The sequence below is a fragment of the Rhodomicrobium vannielii ATCC 17100 genome (assembly GCF_000166055.1).
Taxonomy (GTDB): domain Bacteria; phylum Pseudomonadota; class Alphaproteobacteria; order Rhizobiales; family Rhodomicrobiaceae; genus Rhodomicrobium; species Rhodomicrobium vannielii.
On the sequence record NC_014664.1, the window covers coordinates 2,248,581 to 2,266,436 of the forward strand.

The 17,856-nt window shown below is 61.2% G+C and carries 15 protein-coding genes and 1 pseudogene; 7 read left to right on the forward strand and 9 right to left on the reverse strand.

Going from position 1 to position 17,856, the window contains the following annotated elements; genetic code table 11:
• Positions 1-189: 189 nt before the first annotated feature.
• The 3 genes from RVAN_RS10360 to RVAN_RS10370 are packed head-to-tail and all read right to left on the reverse strand — an operon-like array spanning position 190 to position 5,146.
• Positions 190-3,357, reverse strand: coding sequence for an efflux RND transporter permease subunit (locus RVAN_RS10360; protein WP_013419671.1), 3,168 nt, complete (start codon positions 3,355-3,357; stop codon positions 190-192).
• Complete coding sequence (locus RVAN_RS10365; RefSeq protein WP_013419672.1) at positions 3,354-4,751, reverse strand: efflux RND transporter periplasmic adaptor subunit; 1,398 nt, start codon at positions 4,749-4,751, stop codon at positions 3,354-3,356. Before RVAN_RS10365 ends, RVAN_RS10360 begins: the two co-directional genes overlap by 4 nt.
• Before the next feature lie 2 nt (positions 4,752-4,753).
• On the reverse strand, positions 4,754-5,146 hold the full coding sequence (locus RVAN_RS10370) for a FixH family protein (protein ID WP_013419673.1): 393 nt from the start codon (positions 5,144-5,146) through the stop codon (positions 4,754-4,756).
• Between the two features lie 991 nt (positions 5,147-6,137).
• Here RVAN_RS10370 and RVAN_RS10375 point away from each other — a divergent pair.
• The 7 genes from RVAN_RS10375 to csgH all read left to right on the forward strand — a co-directional run bounded on the left by RVAN_RS10375 (position 6,138) and on the right by csgH (position 11,087).
• A complete protein-coding gene (locus RVAN_RS10375; RefSeq protein WP_013419675.1) occupies positions 6,138-6,548 on the forward strand; it encodes a curli assembly protein CsgF in 411 nt (136 codons plus the stop codon).
• A gap of 70 nt (positions 6,549-6,618) precedes the next feature.
• On the forward strand, positions 6,619-7,812 hold the full coding sequence (locus tag RVAN_RS19010) for a CsgG/HfaB family protein (RefSeq protein WP_013419676.1): 1,194 nt from the start codon (positions 6,619-6,621) through the stop codon (positions 7,810-7,812).
• A gap of 140 nt (positions 7,813-7,952) precedes the next feature.
• Complete coding sequence (locus RVAN_RS10385; protein ID WP_013419677.1) at positions 7,953-8,648, forward strand: hypothetical protein; 696 nt, start codon at positions 7,953-7,955, stop codon at positions 8,646-8,648.
• A gap of 191 nt (positions 8,649-8,839) precedes the next feature.
• Entirely contained in the window at positions 8,840-9,319 is a 480-nt protein-coding gene (locus RVAN_RS19015) for a hypothetical protein (protein WP_169309537.1), read from the forward strand.
• Positions 9,320-9,363: 44 nt separating this feature from the next.
• The gene (locus tag RVAN_RS10395) at positions 9,364-10,128 is read left to right on the forward strand and encodes a hypothetical protein (RefSeq protein WP_013419679.1); all 765 of its coding nucleotides are present in this window, start codon (positions 9,364-9,366) and stop codon (positions 10,126-10,128) included.
• 73 nt (positions 10,129-10,201) lie between these two features.
• Positions 10,202-10,618 carry a hypothetical protein gene (locus tag RVAN_RS20205; RefSeq protein ID WP_013419680.1) on the forward strand — a complete coding sequence of 139 codons (417 nt, stop codon included), beginning with the start codon at positions 10,202-10,204 and terminating at the stop codon, positions 10,616-10,618.
• 37 nt (positions 10,619-10,655) lie between these two features.
• Positions 10,656-11,087 (forward strand): curli-like amyloid fiber formation chaperone CsgH, encoded by a 432-nt coding sequence (gene csgH / locus RVAN_RS10405; RefSeq protein ID WP_013419681.1) that lies wholly within the window; start codon positions 10,656-10,658, stop codon positions 11,085-11,087.
• Between the two features lie 146 nt (positions 11,088-11,233).
• On the opposite strand, the pseudogene RVAN_RS20210 reads toward csgH, so the two are convergent.
• The 6 genes and pseudogenes from RVAN_RS20210 to RVAN_RS10435 all read right to left on the reverse strand — a co-directional run.
• Positions 11,234-11,443 (reverse strand): annotated as a pseudogene (locus tag RVAN_RS20210) (IS5/IS1182 family transposase); the annotation flags it as partial.
• 113 nt (positions 11,444-11,556) lie between these two features.
• Positions 11,557-12,390 (reverse strand): ATP-binding cassette domain-containing protein, encoded by an 834-nt coding sequence (locus RVAN_RS10415; protein WP_013419683.1) that lies wholly within the window; start codon positions 12,388-12,390, stop codon positions 11,557-11,559.
• Positions 12,387-13,271 (reverse strand): aliphatic sulfonate ABC transporter permease SsuC, encoded by an 885-nt coding sequence (ssuC, locus tag RVAN_RS10420; protein ID WP_013419684.1) that lies wholly within the window; start codon positions 13,269-13,271, stop codon positions 12,387-12,389. Before ssuC ends, RVAN_RS10415 begins: the two co-directional genes overlap by 4 nt.
• A gap of 133 nt (positions 13,272-13,404) precedes the next feature.
• Positions 13,405-14,355, reverse strand: coding sequence for a sulfonate ABC transporter substrate-binding protein (locus RVAN_RS10425; RefSeq protein WP_013419685.1), 951 nt, complete (start codon positions 14,353-14,355; stop codon positions 13,405-13,407).
• 344 nt (positions 14,356-14,699) lie between these two features.
• Entirely contained in the window at positions 14,700-16,703 is a 2,004-nt protein-coding gene (locus RVAN_RS10430) for a family 2A encapsulin nanocompartment cargo protein cysteine desulfurase (RefSeq protein WP_013419686.1), read from the reverse strand.
• Positions 16,675-17,604, reverse strand: coding sequence for a family 2A encapsulin nanocompartment shell protein (locus tag RVAN_RS10435; protein WP_013419687.1), 930 nt, complete (start codon positions 17,602-17,604; stop codon positions 16,675-16,677). The genes RVAN_RS10430 and RVAN_RS10435 overlap by 29 nt, the downstream gene beginning before the upstream one ends.
• Positions 17,605-17,856: the final 252 nt, after the last annotated feature.

The window sequence follows — 17,856 nt, forward strand, 5'->3', positions numbered from 1 at the left end:
AGACTCGAGCATGTTTTTTCAGCAGCGCTGTTATGAGGATGAGTTGGCCGGGACGGCTTATAGTCGCAGTTTTGCTTCCGCCGTCGAAATCCAACGAACCGCACCCTGCCTCGCGCGCAAAACTCGACATGCGTTTTCGGCGTTCACCCGAACCCGTAGTCCGCGCCAAGCTTAGCCTTTCTGCCCCCGTCACCCGTCTGCTGTCACCGAAGCGCGAATCGCCTGCGCCGTTGTGCGCGGTTCCGGCTTCGACAGGCCGACACCCTTCACCAGAGCATAGATCGCCGGGATGACGACCAAGGTCAGGACCGTCGATGAAACCATGCCGCCGATCATGGGCACGGCAATGCGTTGCATCACTTCGGAGCCGGTCCCCGTGCTCCAAAGGATGGGCAATAGCCCCGCCATGATCGCCACGACGGTCATCATCTTGGGTCGGACGCGCTCCACCGCGCCACGCATGATGGCTCTGTGAAGATCGGCCTTTGTGAACGGCTCGCCTTGGGCTTCGCGCTCAGCCTTCACCTCCCGTAGCGCCTGATCGAGATAGATCAGCATGACGACGCCCGTTTCGGCCGCGACGCCCGCAAGCGCGATGAAGCCGACCGCGACGGCCACCGACATATTGAAGCCGAGCCACCACATCAGCCATAAGCCGCCGACGAGCGCAAACGGCAGCGATAACATCACGATGAGCGTTTCGGTCAGCGTGCCGAAATTGAGATAGAGCAGCAGGAAGATAATGGCGAGCGTGAGCGGCACCACGATCTTCAGCTTCGCGATGGCGCGTTGCATGTATTCGAATTGGCCGCTCCACTGGACATAAGTCCCGGTCGGGAATTTTACATTGTCGACCACCGCTTTCCGAGCGTCGGCAACATAGCTCCCAAGGTCGCGGCCTTGCATGTCGACATAAATATAGACGGCGAGTTGCCCGTTTTCCGTGCGGATCGCATTCGGCCCGCGCGTCTGTTGCACCGTGGCGACCTCCCCGAGTGGCACCGCGCCACCGCTCGCCAACGGCACGAGCACCTCGCGAGCGATCGCTTCGGGATTGTCGCGGAAATCGCGCGGGTATCGGACGTTGACCGTGTAGCGCTCGCGGCCCTCGACGGTCGTTGTCACGGCTTGGCCGCCGAGCGCCATGGCGATGGTGTCCTGAAGGTTGCCGATCAGGAGGCCATAGCGGGCGAGTGCATCGCGATCCGGGACGATGTCGAGGTAATAGCCGCCGATCACGCGCTCGGCGTAGGCGCTGGTGGTGCCGGGCACATTTCGGACGACAGTCTCGATCTGCTTTGCAACCTGATCCAGTTCGGTCAGATCCCTGCCGAGCACCTTGATGCCGACGGGCGTGCGAATGCCCGTCGCGAGCATATCGATGCGCGCCTTGATCGGCATCGTCCATGCATTGGAAACGCCCGGAAATTGCAGCGCCTTGTCCATCTCGGCGGTCAGGCTTTCAATGGTGACGCCAGGCCGCCATTCCTCCTTCGGCTTCAGGTTGATGACGGTCTCGAACATCTCGGTCGGGGCCGGGTCGGTCGAAGTCTCCGCGCGCCCTGCCTTGCCGTACACGGAGGCGACCTCCGGAAAGGTCTTGATGATGCGGTCCTGTGTTTGCAGGAGATCCGCAGCCTTTGTGATGGAGATGCCCGGCAAAGTCGTCGGCATGTAAAGCAGCGTGCCCTCGTCGAGTGTCGGCATGAACTCGGAGCCGAGCTGCGAAGCGGGCCAGACGCTTGCGCCGAGGACGGCAAGCGCCACGACAATCGTCAGCGTTCTCGCTTTCAACACCCCCTTGATGATGGGCCGGTACAGCCAGATGAGCACCCGGTTGATCGGGTTCTTGTGCTCGGGGATGATTTTCCCACGCACGAACAGGATCATCAGCACCGGCACGAGCGTCACGGACAGAATCGCCGCCGCCGCCATCGAGAAGGTCTTGGTGAAAGCGAGCGGACCGAACATCCGCCCTTCCTGCGATTCCAGCGTGAAGATCGGCATGAAGGAAACGGTGATGATGAGCAGGCTGAAAAACAGCGCCGGGCCGACTTGTTTCGCCGCCTCAATGAGGATTTCAGAGCGCGGTTTGCCTGGCTCGGCGCGTTCAAGATGCTTGTGCGCATTCTCGATCATGACAATCGCGCCATCGATCATGGCGCCGATGGCAATCGCGATGCCGCCGAGGCTCATGATGTTTGCGCCGAGGCCGAGCCAGCGCATGGCGGCGAAGGCCAGCAGGATGCCGACCGGCAGCATGAGAATGGCGACCAGCGCGCTGCGAATGTGCAGCAGGAAGACGATGCAGACCAACGCAACGATGGCGCTCTCTTCCAGGAGCGTGCTTTTCAGCGTGTCGATCGCGGCATAGATGAGGTTCGAGCGATCGTAGACCGGAACGATATCCGTGCCCGCGGGCAAGCTTGGCGCGAGTTCCGCCATACGCTTTTTCACGTTGTCGATAACGTCGAGCGCATTCAGGCCAAACCGCTGAAGCGCGATGCCGCTCGCGACCTCGCCCTCGCCGTTGAGTTCGGTAATGCCGCGCCGCTCGTCGGGTCCAAGTTCGATCCGGGATACATCGCGCAACAAGACCGGCGTTCCATTATCCACCTTCACGACGATCTTGCGCAGATCTTCGACGCCGCGGAGATAGCCCTTGCCGCGAACGACATACTCAAATTCGGAAAGCTCCAGCGTGCGGCCGCCGACATCGGCATTACTGGCGCGAATGGCGTCCCGGATCTTGTCGAGCGATATACCGAGATCGCGCAGCCGCTGCGGATCGACGATCACATTATACTGCTTCACGAAACCGCCGGCGCTGGCAACTTCCGCGACGCCTTCGGCCTTGGCGAGGCCATAGCGCAGCGTGAAATCCTGAAGCGAGCGCGTCTCCGCGAGGTTCAGCGTCTTTGAGTGGATGGCGTACTGATACACCCAGCCGACGCTTGTCGCATCTGGGCCGAGCACCGGCGTAATGCCCGTGGGCAGGCGCGCCTGCGCGGCGTTCAAATATTCAAGAACGCGGCTTCGCGCCCAGTAGATGTCGGTGCCGTCCTCGAAAATGATGTAGACAAACGAGACGCCAAAAAACGAAAACGCGCGAACGACTTTCGATTTCGGCACCGTCAGCATCGCGGTTGCCAGAGGATAGGTAACTTGATCCTCGACCACTTGCGGCGCCTGGCCCGGATAGTTCGTGTAGACGATGACTTGCGTGTCGGACAGATCGGGGATGGCATCGAGCGGCAGATGACGCAGCGCATAGATGCCGCCCGCGATGGCGAGGAGGGTTGCGATCAGCACGACCATGATGTTGCGCGCCGACCATTCGATGATGCGGGCAATCATTTCGCTTCTCCACCGGTAGTGAGCCCCTGAAGCGCGGCTTTGAGATTGCTTTCCGCGTCGATGAGAAAGTTGGCGGCGGTGACGACCTTGTCCTTGTCGGAAACGCCCTCCCTGATTTCGACGAACCCATCGCCGCGACTTCCGGTTTTGACTTCGCGCGGCTCGAAACGGCCTTCGCCCTTGTCCACGATGACGGTTTTGCGAATACCGCTGTCGATGATCGCGCTTTCCGGAACAGCGACCACAGGCTTATTGCTGCCGCTGTCGATGGCCACATCGGCGTACATGTTTGGCCTGAGGATCGTCTCGGGATTGGCGAGTTCGATGCGCACGCGCGCCGTTCGCGTTTCCTTGTTCAGGACGGGGTAGATGAGGCTGATCGTTCCGGTGAAGGTCTTGCCGGGATAGCCACGCGGCGTAACGGTTGCCTTTTGGCCCGGCGCGATCATCGCGAGATCCCGCTCGGCCACGTCGGCCAGCACCCAAATCACGGAGAGATCGGCGATGCGAAACAGGACATCGCCCGTCTTCGCCTGCATGCCTTCGACGACGTTGTGTTCGACGACAAAGCCATCTCGCGGCGCCGGCCAGACAACCGTCAGCGAACCTTGCTTGCTGCGCTCGATGTCCTTGATGATCGCATCCGGCACGCCGAGATTTTCAAGGCGTTGCCTTGCGCCCCTGTTGGTGGAGAGTCCTCCGGTATCGCGGATTCCCAGATCGGTGATGTATTGAGCCGCCGCCGCCGACAAGACGGAGCTGTATACGCGCATCAGAGGCTCGCCTTTGCGGACCTTGCTGCCCGTCGTGATGTGCTCCAACCCGTTGAGGAAGGCATCGAAGCGAAGCACAACGACCGACTGGCGATGCTCGTCGGCCTGAACCACGCCGGGAGCACGGATCGAGGTCACGATCGCGCGCCTGGTCACCGGCTCGGATCGCACTCCGGTCCGCTGGAGTTTTCCGGGGGAGATTTTGACCGTGGAGCCGTCTTGCTCGTCGCCCTCGTAGACGGGGATGTAGTCCATCCCCATCGAGTCCTTTTTGGGCGCGGTGGAGACGTCGGGCAGCCCCATGGGATTGCGGTAGTAGAGGATTTTGCGACCGCCTTGCGGCTTTGCCGGTTTCGCGCCCTGGAAGCTTGCCTCCTGATCCTCGTACACCGGCACGTAGGCGCGGCCATCGGGCGTCTTCTTCGGCTCGGGCGAGAAATCGCTTTTCCCGTCCGGGTCTTGCCAGTAAAGAACCTCGCGCCCGGCCGCGCCGGACTCCGCCGCCATGCTTTTCGCAACGACGCGCACGCTTGGCCATGTGCCGGGCTCCGATCGGTAGCCGACAACGGCGCTCGCGAAGACCGCCATGACGGCGGTCCCCGCTAAAAGCTTGCTGTTCATGACTAGTCTTTGGCCTGGATCAGGACCGTACCTTCGACAGTCTCGCTCTCGCCGGGCACCTTGGCCATGAGCTTGAGCGCCCAGCTTCCAGCCATGGTGAGATCGGCCTTGAAGCGGTAAAGCCCTGGCTCGCTCGATGCGTCCGCCGCAAGCTTGCCCGTCATATCGCCCATGCCATCGGGGGACATGTCGAGGCGGGAGCGGAACAGCACGGCACCCGTCACGGGCTTGCCCGTTGGCTTGTGTATCAGCCGAACCGCGACGTCTCGGCCAGAACCGGCCTTGAAATCGTTGGAGACAGCCTGGAATTCGTAGTCGTTCGCTCCGGCAAATGCCTGAGAATCGAGGAATACCACCGCGAGCCCGAGGGCAGCGGCGCTGAAATGCAATTTCATCGCGTCAATCCTGTTCGAAGAGTTTCTGTCGCGCGCGCAGCCGCGTGCAACCGCAGAACGTGCTGGGACTCGGTTCGAATGGGATCAGACTTGTGGAGGCGGTGCCGGAGGTTGGCGCATGCTGTCGGGCGGCCTATTGGCCCGATGAAGAGTGTGGCGCGTGGGGATGGTCATAGCGGCAAGGGCAACCGGCCGCACATCGACCATCGCGCTGAAGCATTTCAAGCATAAGCAGGAATCGTGCGTGCATTTCGCCTTGGAGCCGCAGCCGTTGCACGCGTCGGCAGGAGCCTTCGACGGAGCTTTATGGCAACCACCCATGCCGCCCTTGTGCTCGGGCATCATGGACTGTGCGGACGCGTGATGGCTGGAAGCGTCACTTTCGAGGGCAGGGCCCTTCATGGAGACGGAATGCGTAGCCATGGCTGAACTAGTGCTTATGCTAAGCACAAGGCCAATCGAGATAATAATGGCCAACAAGGTGCGCAAGATCGCCACGCTTTCGGTTCGTCATCCTGACACAGAACCCTACGGCAGATCGGTTTGAACTCCAAGCTCCACTTTGCCCACATCAAAGAACGGGAAAATCATTCGAACGGTAAAGGTCGCGATCCAATGGGCTTGCCGGGTGTGGGGCCGATGGCTGAGCTTCAACAAGCGCGTTCGAAAGACGCGGAATAAAGCGCTGCCTTGGCTTGCGGCGAATCGTTCAAAGAGTGCGCGTGGCGTCCCTCGCACAGTTCGCTGCATTTAATGGGCTGTTTCAAACTCGATTGCTCAAACGGCAGACTTCACGCATATACTTCTGTTTGTATTTGCGTCAAATACACAACCTTTGATTGCACAGTTTAGTGCTGTATTAGCAACAACCGCCCATTTTATTGAATCATAAATTTTAATCAACCCAAACGGGCGGAGCCGAACCGCCTCATTATTGTCTAGACATGTAGGTGGGCAACGCGTTGATTTCGCGAATTGGGTGGGCACCCTGATGAAAATTCATTCTCTTATTCTTTGCGTATTTTTTGCTGGCACAGCCAGTGCTGCGGAGCTTGGTTATACGCCAGTCAATCCTTCGTTCGGCGGCAGCCCCTTGAATGGCTCCACACTTCTGTCTGAAGCATCAGCTCAGAAGCCGAACGCTCCGACATCCAAAACGGCCTCGTCGACGACAAGCGCGTCGCAGCAGTTCCTCCAGATGCTGCAATCACAGCTTTATGCGAGCCTTGCAAGCTCGGTCGCTCAGGCGGTTACCGGAGCGACCACGGGCGGCACTATCGTCCTCGACAATCTGACGGTGACCTGGGCCATCGCATCGACAGGCAAGGTCATCACGATGACCGACGCCAGCACTGGCCAGGTGACAAAAATAACGGTGCCGATCGTCACCACGTCCAACTAGCGGCACGGACGCGCCGGGACAGGTTGAGGTTAGGCATTTTTTATCCGTATACGGATTGAAGAGGTATTTCATGCGCATCGCGCTTTCATTGTTGGCTTCGGCTTCTATCGCGCTCTCCGCGGGCGGCTGTGCGGATTACTCATATCTGAAGGATCAGATCGGCGAGACAGTCGCAGCACCGAACACCGGTCTACTTCCGCCAACCGTCAACCCGATCAACTCCACGAATTCCAAGCTTCGTGAGTTGCCGCCGCCGAAAGCTCCAGTTGCCGTCGCGGTCTATGGCTATGGCGATCAGACAGGCCAGTTCAAGCCGGTGGCCGAAGGCGCGAACGTGCAGTCGCTTTCACGCGCGGTAACGCAGGGCGCCACATCCATCCTTATGAAGGCCTTGCAAGACGCGGGCAACGGTCGCTGGTTCACCGTGGTCGAACGCGAGCGCCTCGATAATCTTCTGAAGGAGCGGCGCATCATCGCGGACATGCGCCAGCGCTATCTCGGCGAGCAGGTCGTCGATCCGGCCGCGCTTCCGCCTTTGCTCTTCGCAGGCGTTCTCATCGATGGCGGCATCATCGGCTACGACAGCAACACCAAGACCGGGGGCGCCGGCGCGAAGTATTTCGGTATCGGCGGGGACGTCAAATACAGCGAGGATACGGTCACGGTCTATCTTCGCGCCACGAGCGTCAAGACCGGGCAGGTCTTGCTCTCCGTCGTCGCAAACAAGACGATCCTCTCCTATGGCGTGCAGGGCAGCGCTTTCCGTTTCGTCACCTACAACCGCCTGTTTGAGGCGGAAGGCGGGTTGACGATGAACGAACCCGGCTCGCTCGCCGTCGAGCAGGCCATCGAGAAGGCCGTGCTCACATTCATCGTGGAGGGCTCGGCGCGTGGCCTTTGGTCGTTCCAGGACAAGACTTTTCAGAGCCGGATCATTCAGGATTACGAGCTGAACTATCTCCAGACGGCGCAGGCGAACGCGGGCGTGCCGCAGAGCGCTTCGAGCGGCAATGGCGGTGCCGCGAAGACAGCGGTCGCGGCCAATGGCGCGCCGAAAGCTGGGATCAAGCCCGCATCCGCGCCGAAACCGGCGACCGCGCAGGTGCGATCCGCAGCTGCCACGGCAAGCCAGGCGAAACCGGTGCAATGGGCGGCTCTGCAAGCGCCCGCAACGCAAGGCGCTGGTCAGCCGCTGTTGCCTCCGGCGCCGTTCGTCATACGGCCGCGGACGCTCGAAGACGAGGCACCGATCGCCCCGCGCTAGGGGCAAGGAATTCCGTCCCGAAAGGGGTGGATATGCGGGGCGTAAGCGCTGCATCGCAGGGGAGGGGCCGAGGCGGCAATTGGGCCGCGCGGCGCACGGTGGGGCGATGGCCCTTTGATATGTAACTTTGGAGAAATGACATGAAAAAAGTACTTTTGATTTCCGTTTCGGTTCTGGCGATGTCGGCCGGTGCGGCTTTTGCTGGCAACGTTTCTGACGTTGATCAGATCGGTTCAAGCAACACGGTCGTTACCGATCAGACGGCTGGCGGGGGCACGTCCAACTATTCCGGGATCATTCAGAACGCTTCCAACTCATCTGCTACTGTAACGCAGATTGGCCTCGCGTATGGCTCCGATCTGGACTCGAGAATAAACCAGGCGGGGCAGTGGCAAAAAGCGGAAGTCAAGCAGGATGCTCATAACGGACTGAATGACGAAAGGCAGAAGTCAGTCATTAATCAGTCGAATTGGAATAACCAAGCCACGGTTTCTCAAAACGGCAAAAACGACAACTCAACGATCAAACAGAGTGGCGCGAACAGCAACACCACAACAAACAAATATGTCACCGGCTATGGTTGGGTTAACGGCGGCGTTAATGTCACGCAGAAGGGCGTTGCCGAAAATAAATCTGACGTGGACCAGAGCAGCAACTACAGTGGCGTTTACGTGTCCCAGGATAGCACTCTGGGTGGGGTGAACCACTCGGAGGTCCAGCAGTGGGGCGGCACCGACAATTACGCGGCGGTTCAGCAGTCCGGCTCCCAGCCCAACACCTCGTGGGTAACGCAAAAGGGCGGCTCGTACAACACGGTCAGCATCAACCAGCACTAATCCGGCAGGAGGAGGCTTCTCGGAGCCTCCTCCTTTCCGTCGCGCTCGCAACCGATTCGGCGGCCGATTACGCGAGTGGCGCCCTCGCATCGCGCATCGGTCGGAGCGCGCGGGCTCTATACCGAAGTTCAAACAACTGACATCGCAGCTTACAGCTGGATCAGGAGAGAACAATGACACCAGATGCTACCATGCAACAGAGGCTTCGGCTTCGCGGGGTTGTCGCGGCGGCGCTTCTGCTGTCGTCGGCCTCTCCCCTTCTCGCCGACGAATATGATGCGATCCTCGGAGCGACAACCGTAGTCGCCGCAGTTCCGCAGGGGCCGGGAAACGTTTCCGTCATCGGGCAGCGCGGCACATCCAACACAGCCAGCGTCGAGCAGCAGGCGATCCTCGGGCGGAGCGCCAACGTGGCTTCGATCGGGCAGGCCGGTAGCAGCAACGGCGTGACACTCACCCAGACCGGCGGTGGCAACAATGCAGCAGTCGGTCAGGTAGGGGACGGCAACTCCACCACGTTGAGCCAGCCGGGCAACGCTACGGCCGCCGTGGCGCAAGTCGGAACCAACCTCGGGGTAAACATCAATCAGTCCGCCAACAGCAGCATCGGCGTGGTGCAGTTCGGCGCTGGTATCCCCGGCACCGCAATAACGATCACGACGGCCAGATAAGAGCATTCGGGCGTGAGAGCGCTCTTCCGCGAAGGATTGAGCACATGGGTATTTTGGGCGGGCGTGCGTTAATCGCGCTCACTATGGTGTGCGGCGCGGTCGAGGCTCCGGCCGAGCCGAAGGATGCGTCGGCGGTCTATTGGCCGGAACAGCGCACAACGCTCCGAGCGGAGCAGTCGGTCTATTTTGGCGGCACCCGGCGTAACGTGGCGAGCGCGAATGACGTTCACACCGGGCAGATCCGCGCGCGGGCGAGGCGCGTCTCCGATGGCGTCACGTTCGCGGACTGGTATTTCCGCAACGTCTGCAAGCCGGATGCACTGCCCACGGCATTCTGCCGCCGCAAGCTGAAGCTACCGCCGCGCGCGGATTTCTCGGACTCGCTTATTCTCGCGCCCGATGCGGCAACGACGCAGACGCTTGATGAGGTTGCCTTTCCCGTGCTCGACGGCGTTCCACCGGTCGCATATCTCAAGAACTTTCGGCGGCGCTATTGGCTCGGTTCCCATTTGGAGCCAACGCCTGGCGTCGCACCGGCACGCGCCTGCAGCGGCGCATGTTCGCAGTTTGCGGGCATCTGGCAGGCAAGCCGAAACGGCGGTGTCGATGTAGCAAGCATCGTGCAATCCGGGCCTAACGTAGCCGTCATCGGCCAGCACGCCGAAGGCTGGCAATGGAATATTGCGTCAGTCGGCCAATGGGGCGCGTGCAACAAAGCGCTCGTTCTTCAAGGCGTCAGCCCAGCTAACAACAGCGCATCGGTGTTTCAGGCCGGCTACGGCAACAGCGCGACCGTATTTCAGCACTGATGACATGAAGCCAGTTGTCCGGTTCGCCGCGCGAAGTGCGCTATTTTGACGATTTATGCTCTCAAGGTGACCGATGGTTGTGAAGATGTGTCCCGCGATGTCGAAATGTATCGGATCGCTGTTTGCGGCTGCGCTGGTATTCTCCACGCTTCTTCCCGGCGGGGCCAACGCATATAAGCACGAGCGGCGCACATCCATTGTTGGCGCTTCGGTCGCTTATTGGGGCGTTGAGCGTCACGCGCTCGCAGATCGTAAGAGCAAGGTTCGTTCACGTTTCAGCCCGGGAGCTGCGAGTGTGGATCAACTCGACCGGCGGCTCAGGCGGCGGGGGGATGGCGATCTCGCGGAAGCACTTGTCAACGAGCCAACGCCCGAAACCGAACGTCTGCTCAAGCGATACGACATTCCCGTGGTTAAAGGTGTGCCACCGATTACTTATCTGAACAGCGGGAAACGCGGCCCTCGTAATCACTTTCGGGGCCGGCGGTGACATTCGAAAATCGGTGTAAAAGGCTTGGGAGGCTTCCGTGGATCGTACAAAGGCACCGCATCGTCGAGCGCGAATTAATGCAGCGCGCGGGTTTCTTTTTGCGTCGCTTGCTACACTCATGACGACAAGCGTTGCTCACTCCCAATCGGCCTACGGGTGGATCGAACTCAAGCCCGTGCCCGGCCGCAATCTCCTTGAAATCACTGGCCGTGTCTTGTCTCCGATCCCTGTTAATGGCGCGGCCTTCACGCTCAACATTCGCCGCACGAATGGCGGAAATGTTTCGACCACGAAACAGGCCGGGGGTTTCGACCTTTCTCCCAACGAAGATAGGGCTCTTTCTTCCACATCCCTTAACGTCGAAGCCGGTGATGAACTCACAATCGAACTGAAAATTTCGGCCAACGGGAAAGAGGTTTCGAGGGCGCTTCTGTCAATCAAGGGTGATGACCGCAGCCAGAAAATATGACTGGTTGTTGCTTGCTGACTTGCACGAGCGCGATCCAGATTCGGCTCGCCATGATCGCCTACCTTCGAAACCCCAAGTGCCACACTTCCTAAGGGCGCCGTCCGCAAGATCGGACGCCGGCTTTTGTTAAGATCTAAACCGTGGACTCATAATTGTGTGCACCAAAGGCGCGTCGCGATGAGTTTGACGGCGGTGAGGAAGTTGGCGGGATCCTTGTCGTAGCGGGTGGCGATGCCGCGGAGCTGTTTGATCTTGTTGAAGAACCGTTCGACGATGTGGCGTTGCCGGTACAGCCAGCCGGAAAAGACGAACCGTCCCTTTCGGTTGCGGCGCGGCGGAATGTTGGCAAACATCTTTTCCGTCGTGCTGGACAATCGCACACTCGCCCAATTCGCGGGGTTGAAATCGACCAGACGTCGCGTCGACACGACGCGAGCATCGGTCGCGGCCTGACAGGCGCGACGCGGGCTCACACCTCCCTGAGGATTTTCGCTCCGATAGAAGCGACCGCCGGATCGTAGCTGCGCCTCGGGCGCGGGAGGTCGATTTCGAGGTCGAGCGCGATGTGCCCGTCGCGCAGAACCAGAACGCGGTCGGCCAACGTGGCCGCCTCGGCGACGTCGTGCGTGATAAGCAAGGTGGTGAAGCCGTGCTCCTGCCAGATGCGCTCGGTCAGTTGATGCATCTCCGCGCGCGTCAGCGCGTCGAGTGCACCGAACGGCTCGTCCAGCAGCAGGATGCCGGGCCTCGATACGAGCGCGCGGGCGAGCGACACGCGCTGTCGCTGCCCGCCTGAAAGCACAGCGGGCCAGTCCTTCTCGCGCCCCGAAAGGCCGACATCGGCGAGCGCGTCGGCGGCATCTTCACGCCAGCCCTGCTCGCGGCTTATGCCGACATTTCCGATCACGGTTTCCCACGGCAGAAGCCGCGCATCCTGAAACAGGAGGCGCACGCTTTTCTGAAGCCCGCTCGTCGGCTTGCCATCAATGACGACCTCGCCCGACGTCGGCGCGTCGAGGCCGGTGATGAGGCGCATGAGTGTGGTCTTGCCGCCGCCCGAGCGACCGACGATGGCGACGAACTGCCCGGCCGGGATTTCGAGATCGATATCCTTCAGAACCTGCCGGTCGCCGAACGACTTGCGGACCGCGCGGAAGGCGAGCGACAGCCCCTCCCCCCCCGGCGCCACGCGCGCGTTGGCCGCTGCGGACGCGCCGCTTTCCTTTTCGGAAGCAATGACCGTCCGTTCGGAGACGGACCGGCTGTTTGCGAGACGACCGAACGCGCCTTCGGCAAGGGTCATGCGATCACCTTTTGATAGGATGGATGCCACGCGAGGGCCCGCTGTTCGAGCGCGCGCGTCAGCGAGTCGGCCAGTTTGCCGAGCACCGCGTAGATGATGATGCCGAGGAGCACGACATCGGTCTGAAGAAATTCGCGGGCGTTCATGGTCATGTAGCCGATGCCCTCCGATGAAGCGATGGTCTCCGCCACGATGAGCGTCAGCCACATGATGCCGAGCGCATAGCGAAGCCCGACCAGCACGGACGGCAGCGCGCCCGGCAAGATCACGCGCCGGAACAGCGCGAACTGCGACAGGCCGTAGACGCGTGCCATTTCGATCAGGCCCTTGTCGACGGTGCGGATGCCGTGGAACGTGTTGAGATAGATCGGGAAGAATACGCCGATGGCCACGAGGAACAGCTTCGCCTCCTCGCCGATGCCGAACCACAGGATCACGAGCGGGATGATCGCGAGGTGTGGCACATTGCGGATCATCTGCAGGAGCGAATCGAGCAACGTCTCGGCGCTTTTCGAAAGGCCGTTCAGCACGCCGAGGAAGAAACCGATCGAGCCACCGACGAGAAGGCCCCCGAGCGCGCGCTCCGTGCTGATCGCCGCATGATGGAACAGCGCGCCGGTCTTTGCTGTCGCCCAGAAGGCGATTGCAACGTCGCTTGGCGCGGGCAGGACGCGCGCGGGTATGAAGCCTGCGCGGCACCCTGCTTCCCATATCGCGATAAGGAGAATGGGAAGCGCCCAGGGAGCCAGCGCTGCACCGAGGCGCGAGACGAATGTCGGCCCGCGCCTCTTCGCAGTCGAAGACGACGCGGTTCCGGAAGCGCGCGACACCGTTGCCGTCGCGCCTTTTTCGATGGTTTCCCTATCCGCGTGAATATTCACTGGCTGGCTCGCTTTCCCGGCTGCGCGGCAACGCCGCTTCCCGCGATCTCCCCGTAGGGACTGGGTTTCAGGTTCACTGCACAGTGTTGATGTCAATGTGCGAGGGGAAGCAGCGGACGGAAGCTGCGCCCGCTCACGAGCCCACCTTCCAGACGGCCTCGGACACGGTGATCGGCTTCGGCAGAAGGCCCAGCGCGAGGAAGGTGTCGGCGATATTCTGCTGTGCCCTCACCACGTCGTCGCTGATTGGCACGATGCCGTAACCCTGACGGTCAAGCGCGAGTTCAAGGATCGGAGCGGGAACGCCCGTGGACGCGCTCAGTTGCGCCGCCGCCGCTTTCGGATCGGCCTTGACCCAGGCGTCAACGCTGCGCAATTCCTCGATCACGGCCTTGACCGCGTCGGGATGTTCAGCCGCGAGCTTCTTCGACGCGAAGTAGAACTGATAGTTGTCGACAATGCCCTTGCCGTCAGCCAGTTGCCGCGCTCCAAGCGTGACTTCGGCGGCCGCCTGGAACGGATCCCAGATCACCCATGCGTCGACCGCGCCCTTTTCGAAGGCGGCGCGCGCGTCGGCGGGCGTGAGGAACACGGGCGTGATGTCCGAATAGGCCACACCGGCCTTTTCAAGCGCCTTCACGAGCAGGTAATGCACGTTCGAGCCCTTGTTCAGCGCAACCTTCTTGCCTTTCAGTTCGGCGACCGATTTGAGCGGGCTGTCCTTCGGAACGAGAATGGCCTCGCCGCGCTCGGCTGGCGGCTCATGCGCGATGTAGAGGAGCGGCGCGCCGGCAGCCTGCGCGAAGATCGGCGGCGCTTCGCCCGTGTTGGTGACGTCGATCGCGCCCACGTTCAGCGCTTCGAGAAGCTGCGGTCCCGCCGGAAACTCGGTCCACGTGACCTTGTATCCGAGATCGCCGAGCTTCTTTTCGAGCGTGCCTTTGCTCTTCAGAAGAATGAGCTTGCCGTATTTCTGAAAGCCGACGCGCACGGTCTTGTCCTGCGCGTCAGCTGTGCCAGCCGCAAAAACGGACGTCAGCGCGAAGGCGGAAGCGAGAAACGCCTTGCGGAGCGATAAGCGCATGAAAATCCCCAAGTTGACCCACGGAATGATGAGGGGCCGATAATGAGGAAAAACGGACGGGCATGTCAAAAACAATGTTGGTATATTTTACTGAGATAGTCATCATTATGACTCGCCGCGTAGGATATTTTTGCCGCGCGCTCTTGCGGGGAGCTACTGCGTTTTGCGAGCGCATGTGGACACGTCACCGCTCTCTCGCCTCGAGCGATGGGCTGAGAACGTCTTTCTTTTTTGCCGGGGCTTGAAACGCCGGCAACGTAGCGAACGCAAAAAACCGGAGCTTGTGGGCTCCGGTTTTCATCAGTTTCGTTCTGCCGAGGCAGGTATTTCCACCGGGATCGGATTTACCCTACGAAAGAATTTTGCCCGGACTGGATGCGCTTCAGCGCGGTGACGAGCGCGTCGATATCGCTGAAGGTATTGTAGAGCGCGAAGGACGGACGAACCGTTGCTTCAAGGCCGAAGCGGCGAAGGATCGGCTGCGCGCAGTGATGTCCTGAGCGCACCGCGATCCCGTGCTGGTTCAGCGCCGCGCCCACGGCCTCGCTTTTCTGTCCGGCGAGGACGAAGGAAACGACGCCCGCCTTCTCCGGCGCGGTGCCTATGATGCGAAGCCCCGGAACGTCCGGCAGAACCTTCGTGGCGTAGGCGATCAAATTGTGCTCGTGCGCGGCGATGGCGTCCATGCCGATGCCGCTCAGGTAGTCGATGGCAGCGCCGAGCCCCACCGCGTCCGCGATGCTGCCTGTGCCCGCCTCGAACCGTGTCGGCGCGGAGTGGTATTCCGTCCGCTCGAAGGTCACGTCCTTGATCATGTTGCCGCCGCCCTGCCAGGGCTGCGTCGCGTCGAGCAGGTCTTTCTTGCCGTAGACCACGCCGATGCCCATCGGTGCGAACACTTTGTGGCCCGACAGCACGAACCAGTCCACATCAAGCGCACGCACGTTGACGGGCATATGCGAGACGGACTGCGCGCCGTCGAGCAGCACGCGAGCGCCATAGCGATGCGCCATGTCGATCATCGTCTTGGCGGGCGTGACCGTGCCGAGCGCGTTCGATACCTGCGTGAAGGCGACGAGCTTGGTGCGCGACCCGAGCAGTTTCTCATAGGCATCTAGGAGCACTTGCCCGTGATCGTCGACCGGCACGACCTTCAGCTTCGCGCCCGTCTCCGTGCACAATTGCTGCCATGGCACGATGTTGGCGTGATGCTCAAGCCATGTGACGATGATCTCATCGCCCTCGCCGATGTTCTGGCGGCCCCAGCTTTTAGCCACGAGGTTGATGCCTTCGGTTGCGCCGCGCACGAAGATGATTTCCTCGGGCGAGTTTGCGCCGATGAAGCCCGCCACCTTCTGGCGCGCGTGCTCGTAGGCATCGGTCGAGCGCGCGGCGAGTTCATGCGCCCCGCGATGCACGTTCGAGTTTTCCCGTGCGTAGTAATGCACGAGGCGATCGATGACGGCCTGCGGCTTCTGCGTCGTGGCGGCGTTATCGAGCCATACGAGCGGCCGCCCGTTCACCTGCTGGTGCAGGATGGGGAAGTCACGGCGCACGGCCAGCACATCGTAACCGGTCTGCGGACCCTGCGAGACTGGGCCGCCCTTCGCATTGGTCGTGTGCGACAGGTTGCTCTCGTCCAGGAAGTAGAACTGCGAGCCGGGCCGCCCGTTGTTCGGCGCATTGTTTGACGCCGTGCGGGAGGCGGGAACCTGACCGGCAGGCTTTCCGGGCGAAGTTACGCCCGTGAGGCCGGGGATGTCGGGGAAACCGCGAGCGATTTCCTCAAGGACGGGATAGGTCGAAGCCGGTTTTGACGCCGTTTCGGCATGGCCCGGTCCGCCGGTGATCTGCCCCGGAGCGGAAGGCCCCGACAGCGGAAGACCATGCGCGCCACCGAAATACGGCGGGACCGAGGATGTCGGCTGTGGAACCGTCGCCTGTGGGACGTGCGGACTCGCGGCCGCTTTCGCATGGGCCTCGCCGGGCAGGGGAGCCGCAGAGGGCGAGGACGCAGGGTTGAGCGGGTCGGACAGTGGCGCGCCGTGCGCCTGCGGACTGAAGCTAGAGCTGCGCCCTGGAGCACCCGCGAGCGGGACGTCCGCCAAATGGGTTGCTTCGCTGGGGGCGGGGCTCGCGCTGGCGAGCGGTGCGACCAAGGACGGCAGGCTTCCGCCGGGCGGTGTCGCGAACATTTCGTTCGCGAGCCGCGTCAGCGTGTCTGCGCTCGGCCAACCCGCCGGAGGCGGCAAGCCGCCCAGCGCTTCCGCGATGCCGCTTCCGATGCCGGCCAACGGTGCCGCTTCGGAGCCGGGTGCATCAGCCATGGTAGGTGTCAGAATAGGCATGATACTTGTCCACCTCAACGTCATCGAGGACCGCGATTGCATCGTCGGTCAGAACCGAGAGCGAGCAGTAAAGCGAGATGAGATACTGCGCGATGGCTTTCGGATTGATGCCCATGAAGCGGACCGACAGGCCCATGCTCTGCTCGCCGGGAAGGCCCGGCTGATAGAGGCCGACGACGCCCTGGCGCGATTCGCCCGTGCGGAGGAGGATGATCTTCGACTTGTTGCCTTCGATGGGCAGCTTGTCGCTCGGGATGATCGGAATGCCGCGCCACGTTAGGAACGGCGAGCCGAACATGGTAATGGTCGCCGGCGGCACGCCGCGACGCGTGCATTCGCGGCCGAAAGCGGCGATGGCGAGCGGGTGAGCGAGGAAGAAGCCCGGCTCTTTCCAGACCTTGGTGATGAGTTGGTCGAGATCGTCCGGCGTCGGCGCGCCCGTGCGGGTGCTGAGACGCTGAGACGGGATCGCGTTGGCGAGCAGGCCGTATTCCTGATTATTGATGAGTTCGCTTTCCTGCCGCTCCTTCACGATTTCAATCGTGAGGCGAAGCTGTTCGGCGATCTGGTTATGCGGAACACTGTAGAGATCCGAGACGCGCGTGTGAACTTCAAGCACTGTATTGACGGCGCTCAGAAAGTATTCGCGCGGATGTTCTTCGTAATCGACGAAGGTCTGCGGCAGGATGCGTTCGTCGCGCTGCGAGCAGTCGACCGCTACGGCGCTCGAATCCTTCACTCGGTTGCGCCGATAGATACCAGCTTCCACGGGCACCCATTGCAGGCAATGAACAAGCCAGCGCGGCGTGATGCGGGCTAGTTGAGGTGATGTCTTGGTAGCATTGGCAAGTTGCCTTGCGGCAACATCGCTGAGCGCAGTATTGACGGGCGTATCGGCCATGGTGGCGTCTCTTTGTCGTCGGAATTATGAAGAGTTGACGTGAATCGTCGCACCCAATTGCTTGGGATAACCGCAATTTTCTCTTGCGACCTCTGATAGATCGATAGGATTGATTGTGGCGTCAGCTTGGCACCAATCGCGCGGCTCTTCAATGACAACCAAAAGGACGTTTTAGTATTTGCCAATATTTTCCAGGAGTACCGCCCCCGATGGGGTAATCTTCTACTTTCGTCGGGATATGAAGGACCAGCG

What these genes read in the sequence shown, in the direction of transcription:
- RVAN_RS10370 (WP_013419673.1), bottom strand. Translation starts at nt 5,146, where the DNA reads ATGAAATTGCATTTCAGCGCCGCTGCCCTCGGGCTCGCGGTGGTATTC.
- RVAN_RS19015 (WP_169309537.1), top strand. Translation starts at nt 8,840, where the DNA reads ATGCAACAGAGGCTTCGGCTTCGCGGGGTTGTCGCGGCGGCGCTTCTG.
- RVAN_RS19010 (WP_013419676.1), top strand. Translation starts at nt 6,619, where the DNA reads ATGCGCATCGCGCTTTCATTGTTGGCTTCGGCTTCTATCGCGCTCTCC.
- RVAN_RS10375 (WP_013419675.1), top strand. Translation starts at nt 6,138, where the DNA reads ATGAAAATTCATTCTCTTATTCTTTGCGTATTTTTTGCTGGCACAGCC.
- RVAN_RS10435 (WP_013419687.1), bottom strand. Translation starts at nt 17,604, where the DNA reads ATGGCCGATACGCCCGTCAATACTGCGCTCAGCGATGTTGCCGCAAGG.
- RVAN_RS20205 (WP_013419680.1), top strand. Translation starts at nt 10,202, where the DNA reads ATGGTTGTGAAGATGTGTCCCGCGATGTCGAAATGTATCGGATCGCTG.
- RVAN_RS10365 (WP_013419672.1), bottom strand. Translation starts at nt 4,751, where the DNA reads ATGAACAGCAAGCTTTTAGCGGGGACCGCCGTCATGGCGGTCTTCGCG.
- RVAN_RS10395 (WP_013419679.1), top strand. Translation starts at nt 9,364, where the DNA reads ATGGGTATTTTGGGCGGGCGTGCGTTAATCGCGCTCACTATGGTGTGC.
- RVAN_RS10415 (WP_013419683.1), bottom strand. Translation starts at nt 12,390, where the DNA reads ATGACCCTTGCCGAAGGCGCGTTCGGTCGTCTCGCAAACAGCCGGTCC.
- RVAN_RS10360 (WP_013419671.1), bottom strand. Translation starts at nt 3,357, where the DNA reads ATGATTGCCCGCATCATCGAATGGTCGGCGCGCAACATCATGGTCGTG.
- RVAN_RS10430 (WP_013419686.1), bottom strand. Translation starts at nt 16,703, where the DNA reads ATGCCTATTCTGACACCTACCATGGCTGATGCACCCGGCTCCGAAGCG.
- RVAN_RS10425 (WP_013419685.1), bottom strand. Translation starts at nt 14,355, where the DNA reads ATGCGCTTATCGCTCCGCAAGGCGTTTCTCGCTTCCGCCTTCGCGCTG.
- RVAN_RS10385 (WP_013419677.1), top strand. Translation starts at nt 7,953, where the DNA reads ATGAAAAAAGTACTTTTGATTTCCGTTTCGGTTCTGGCGATGTCGGCC.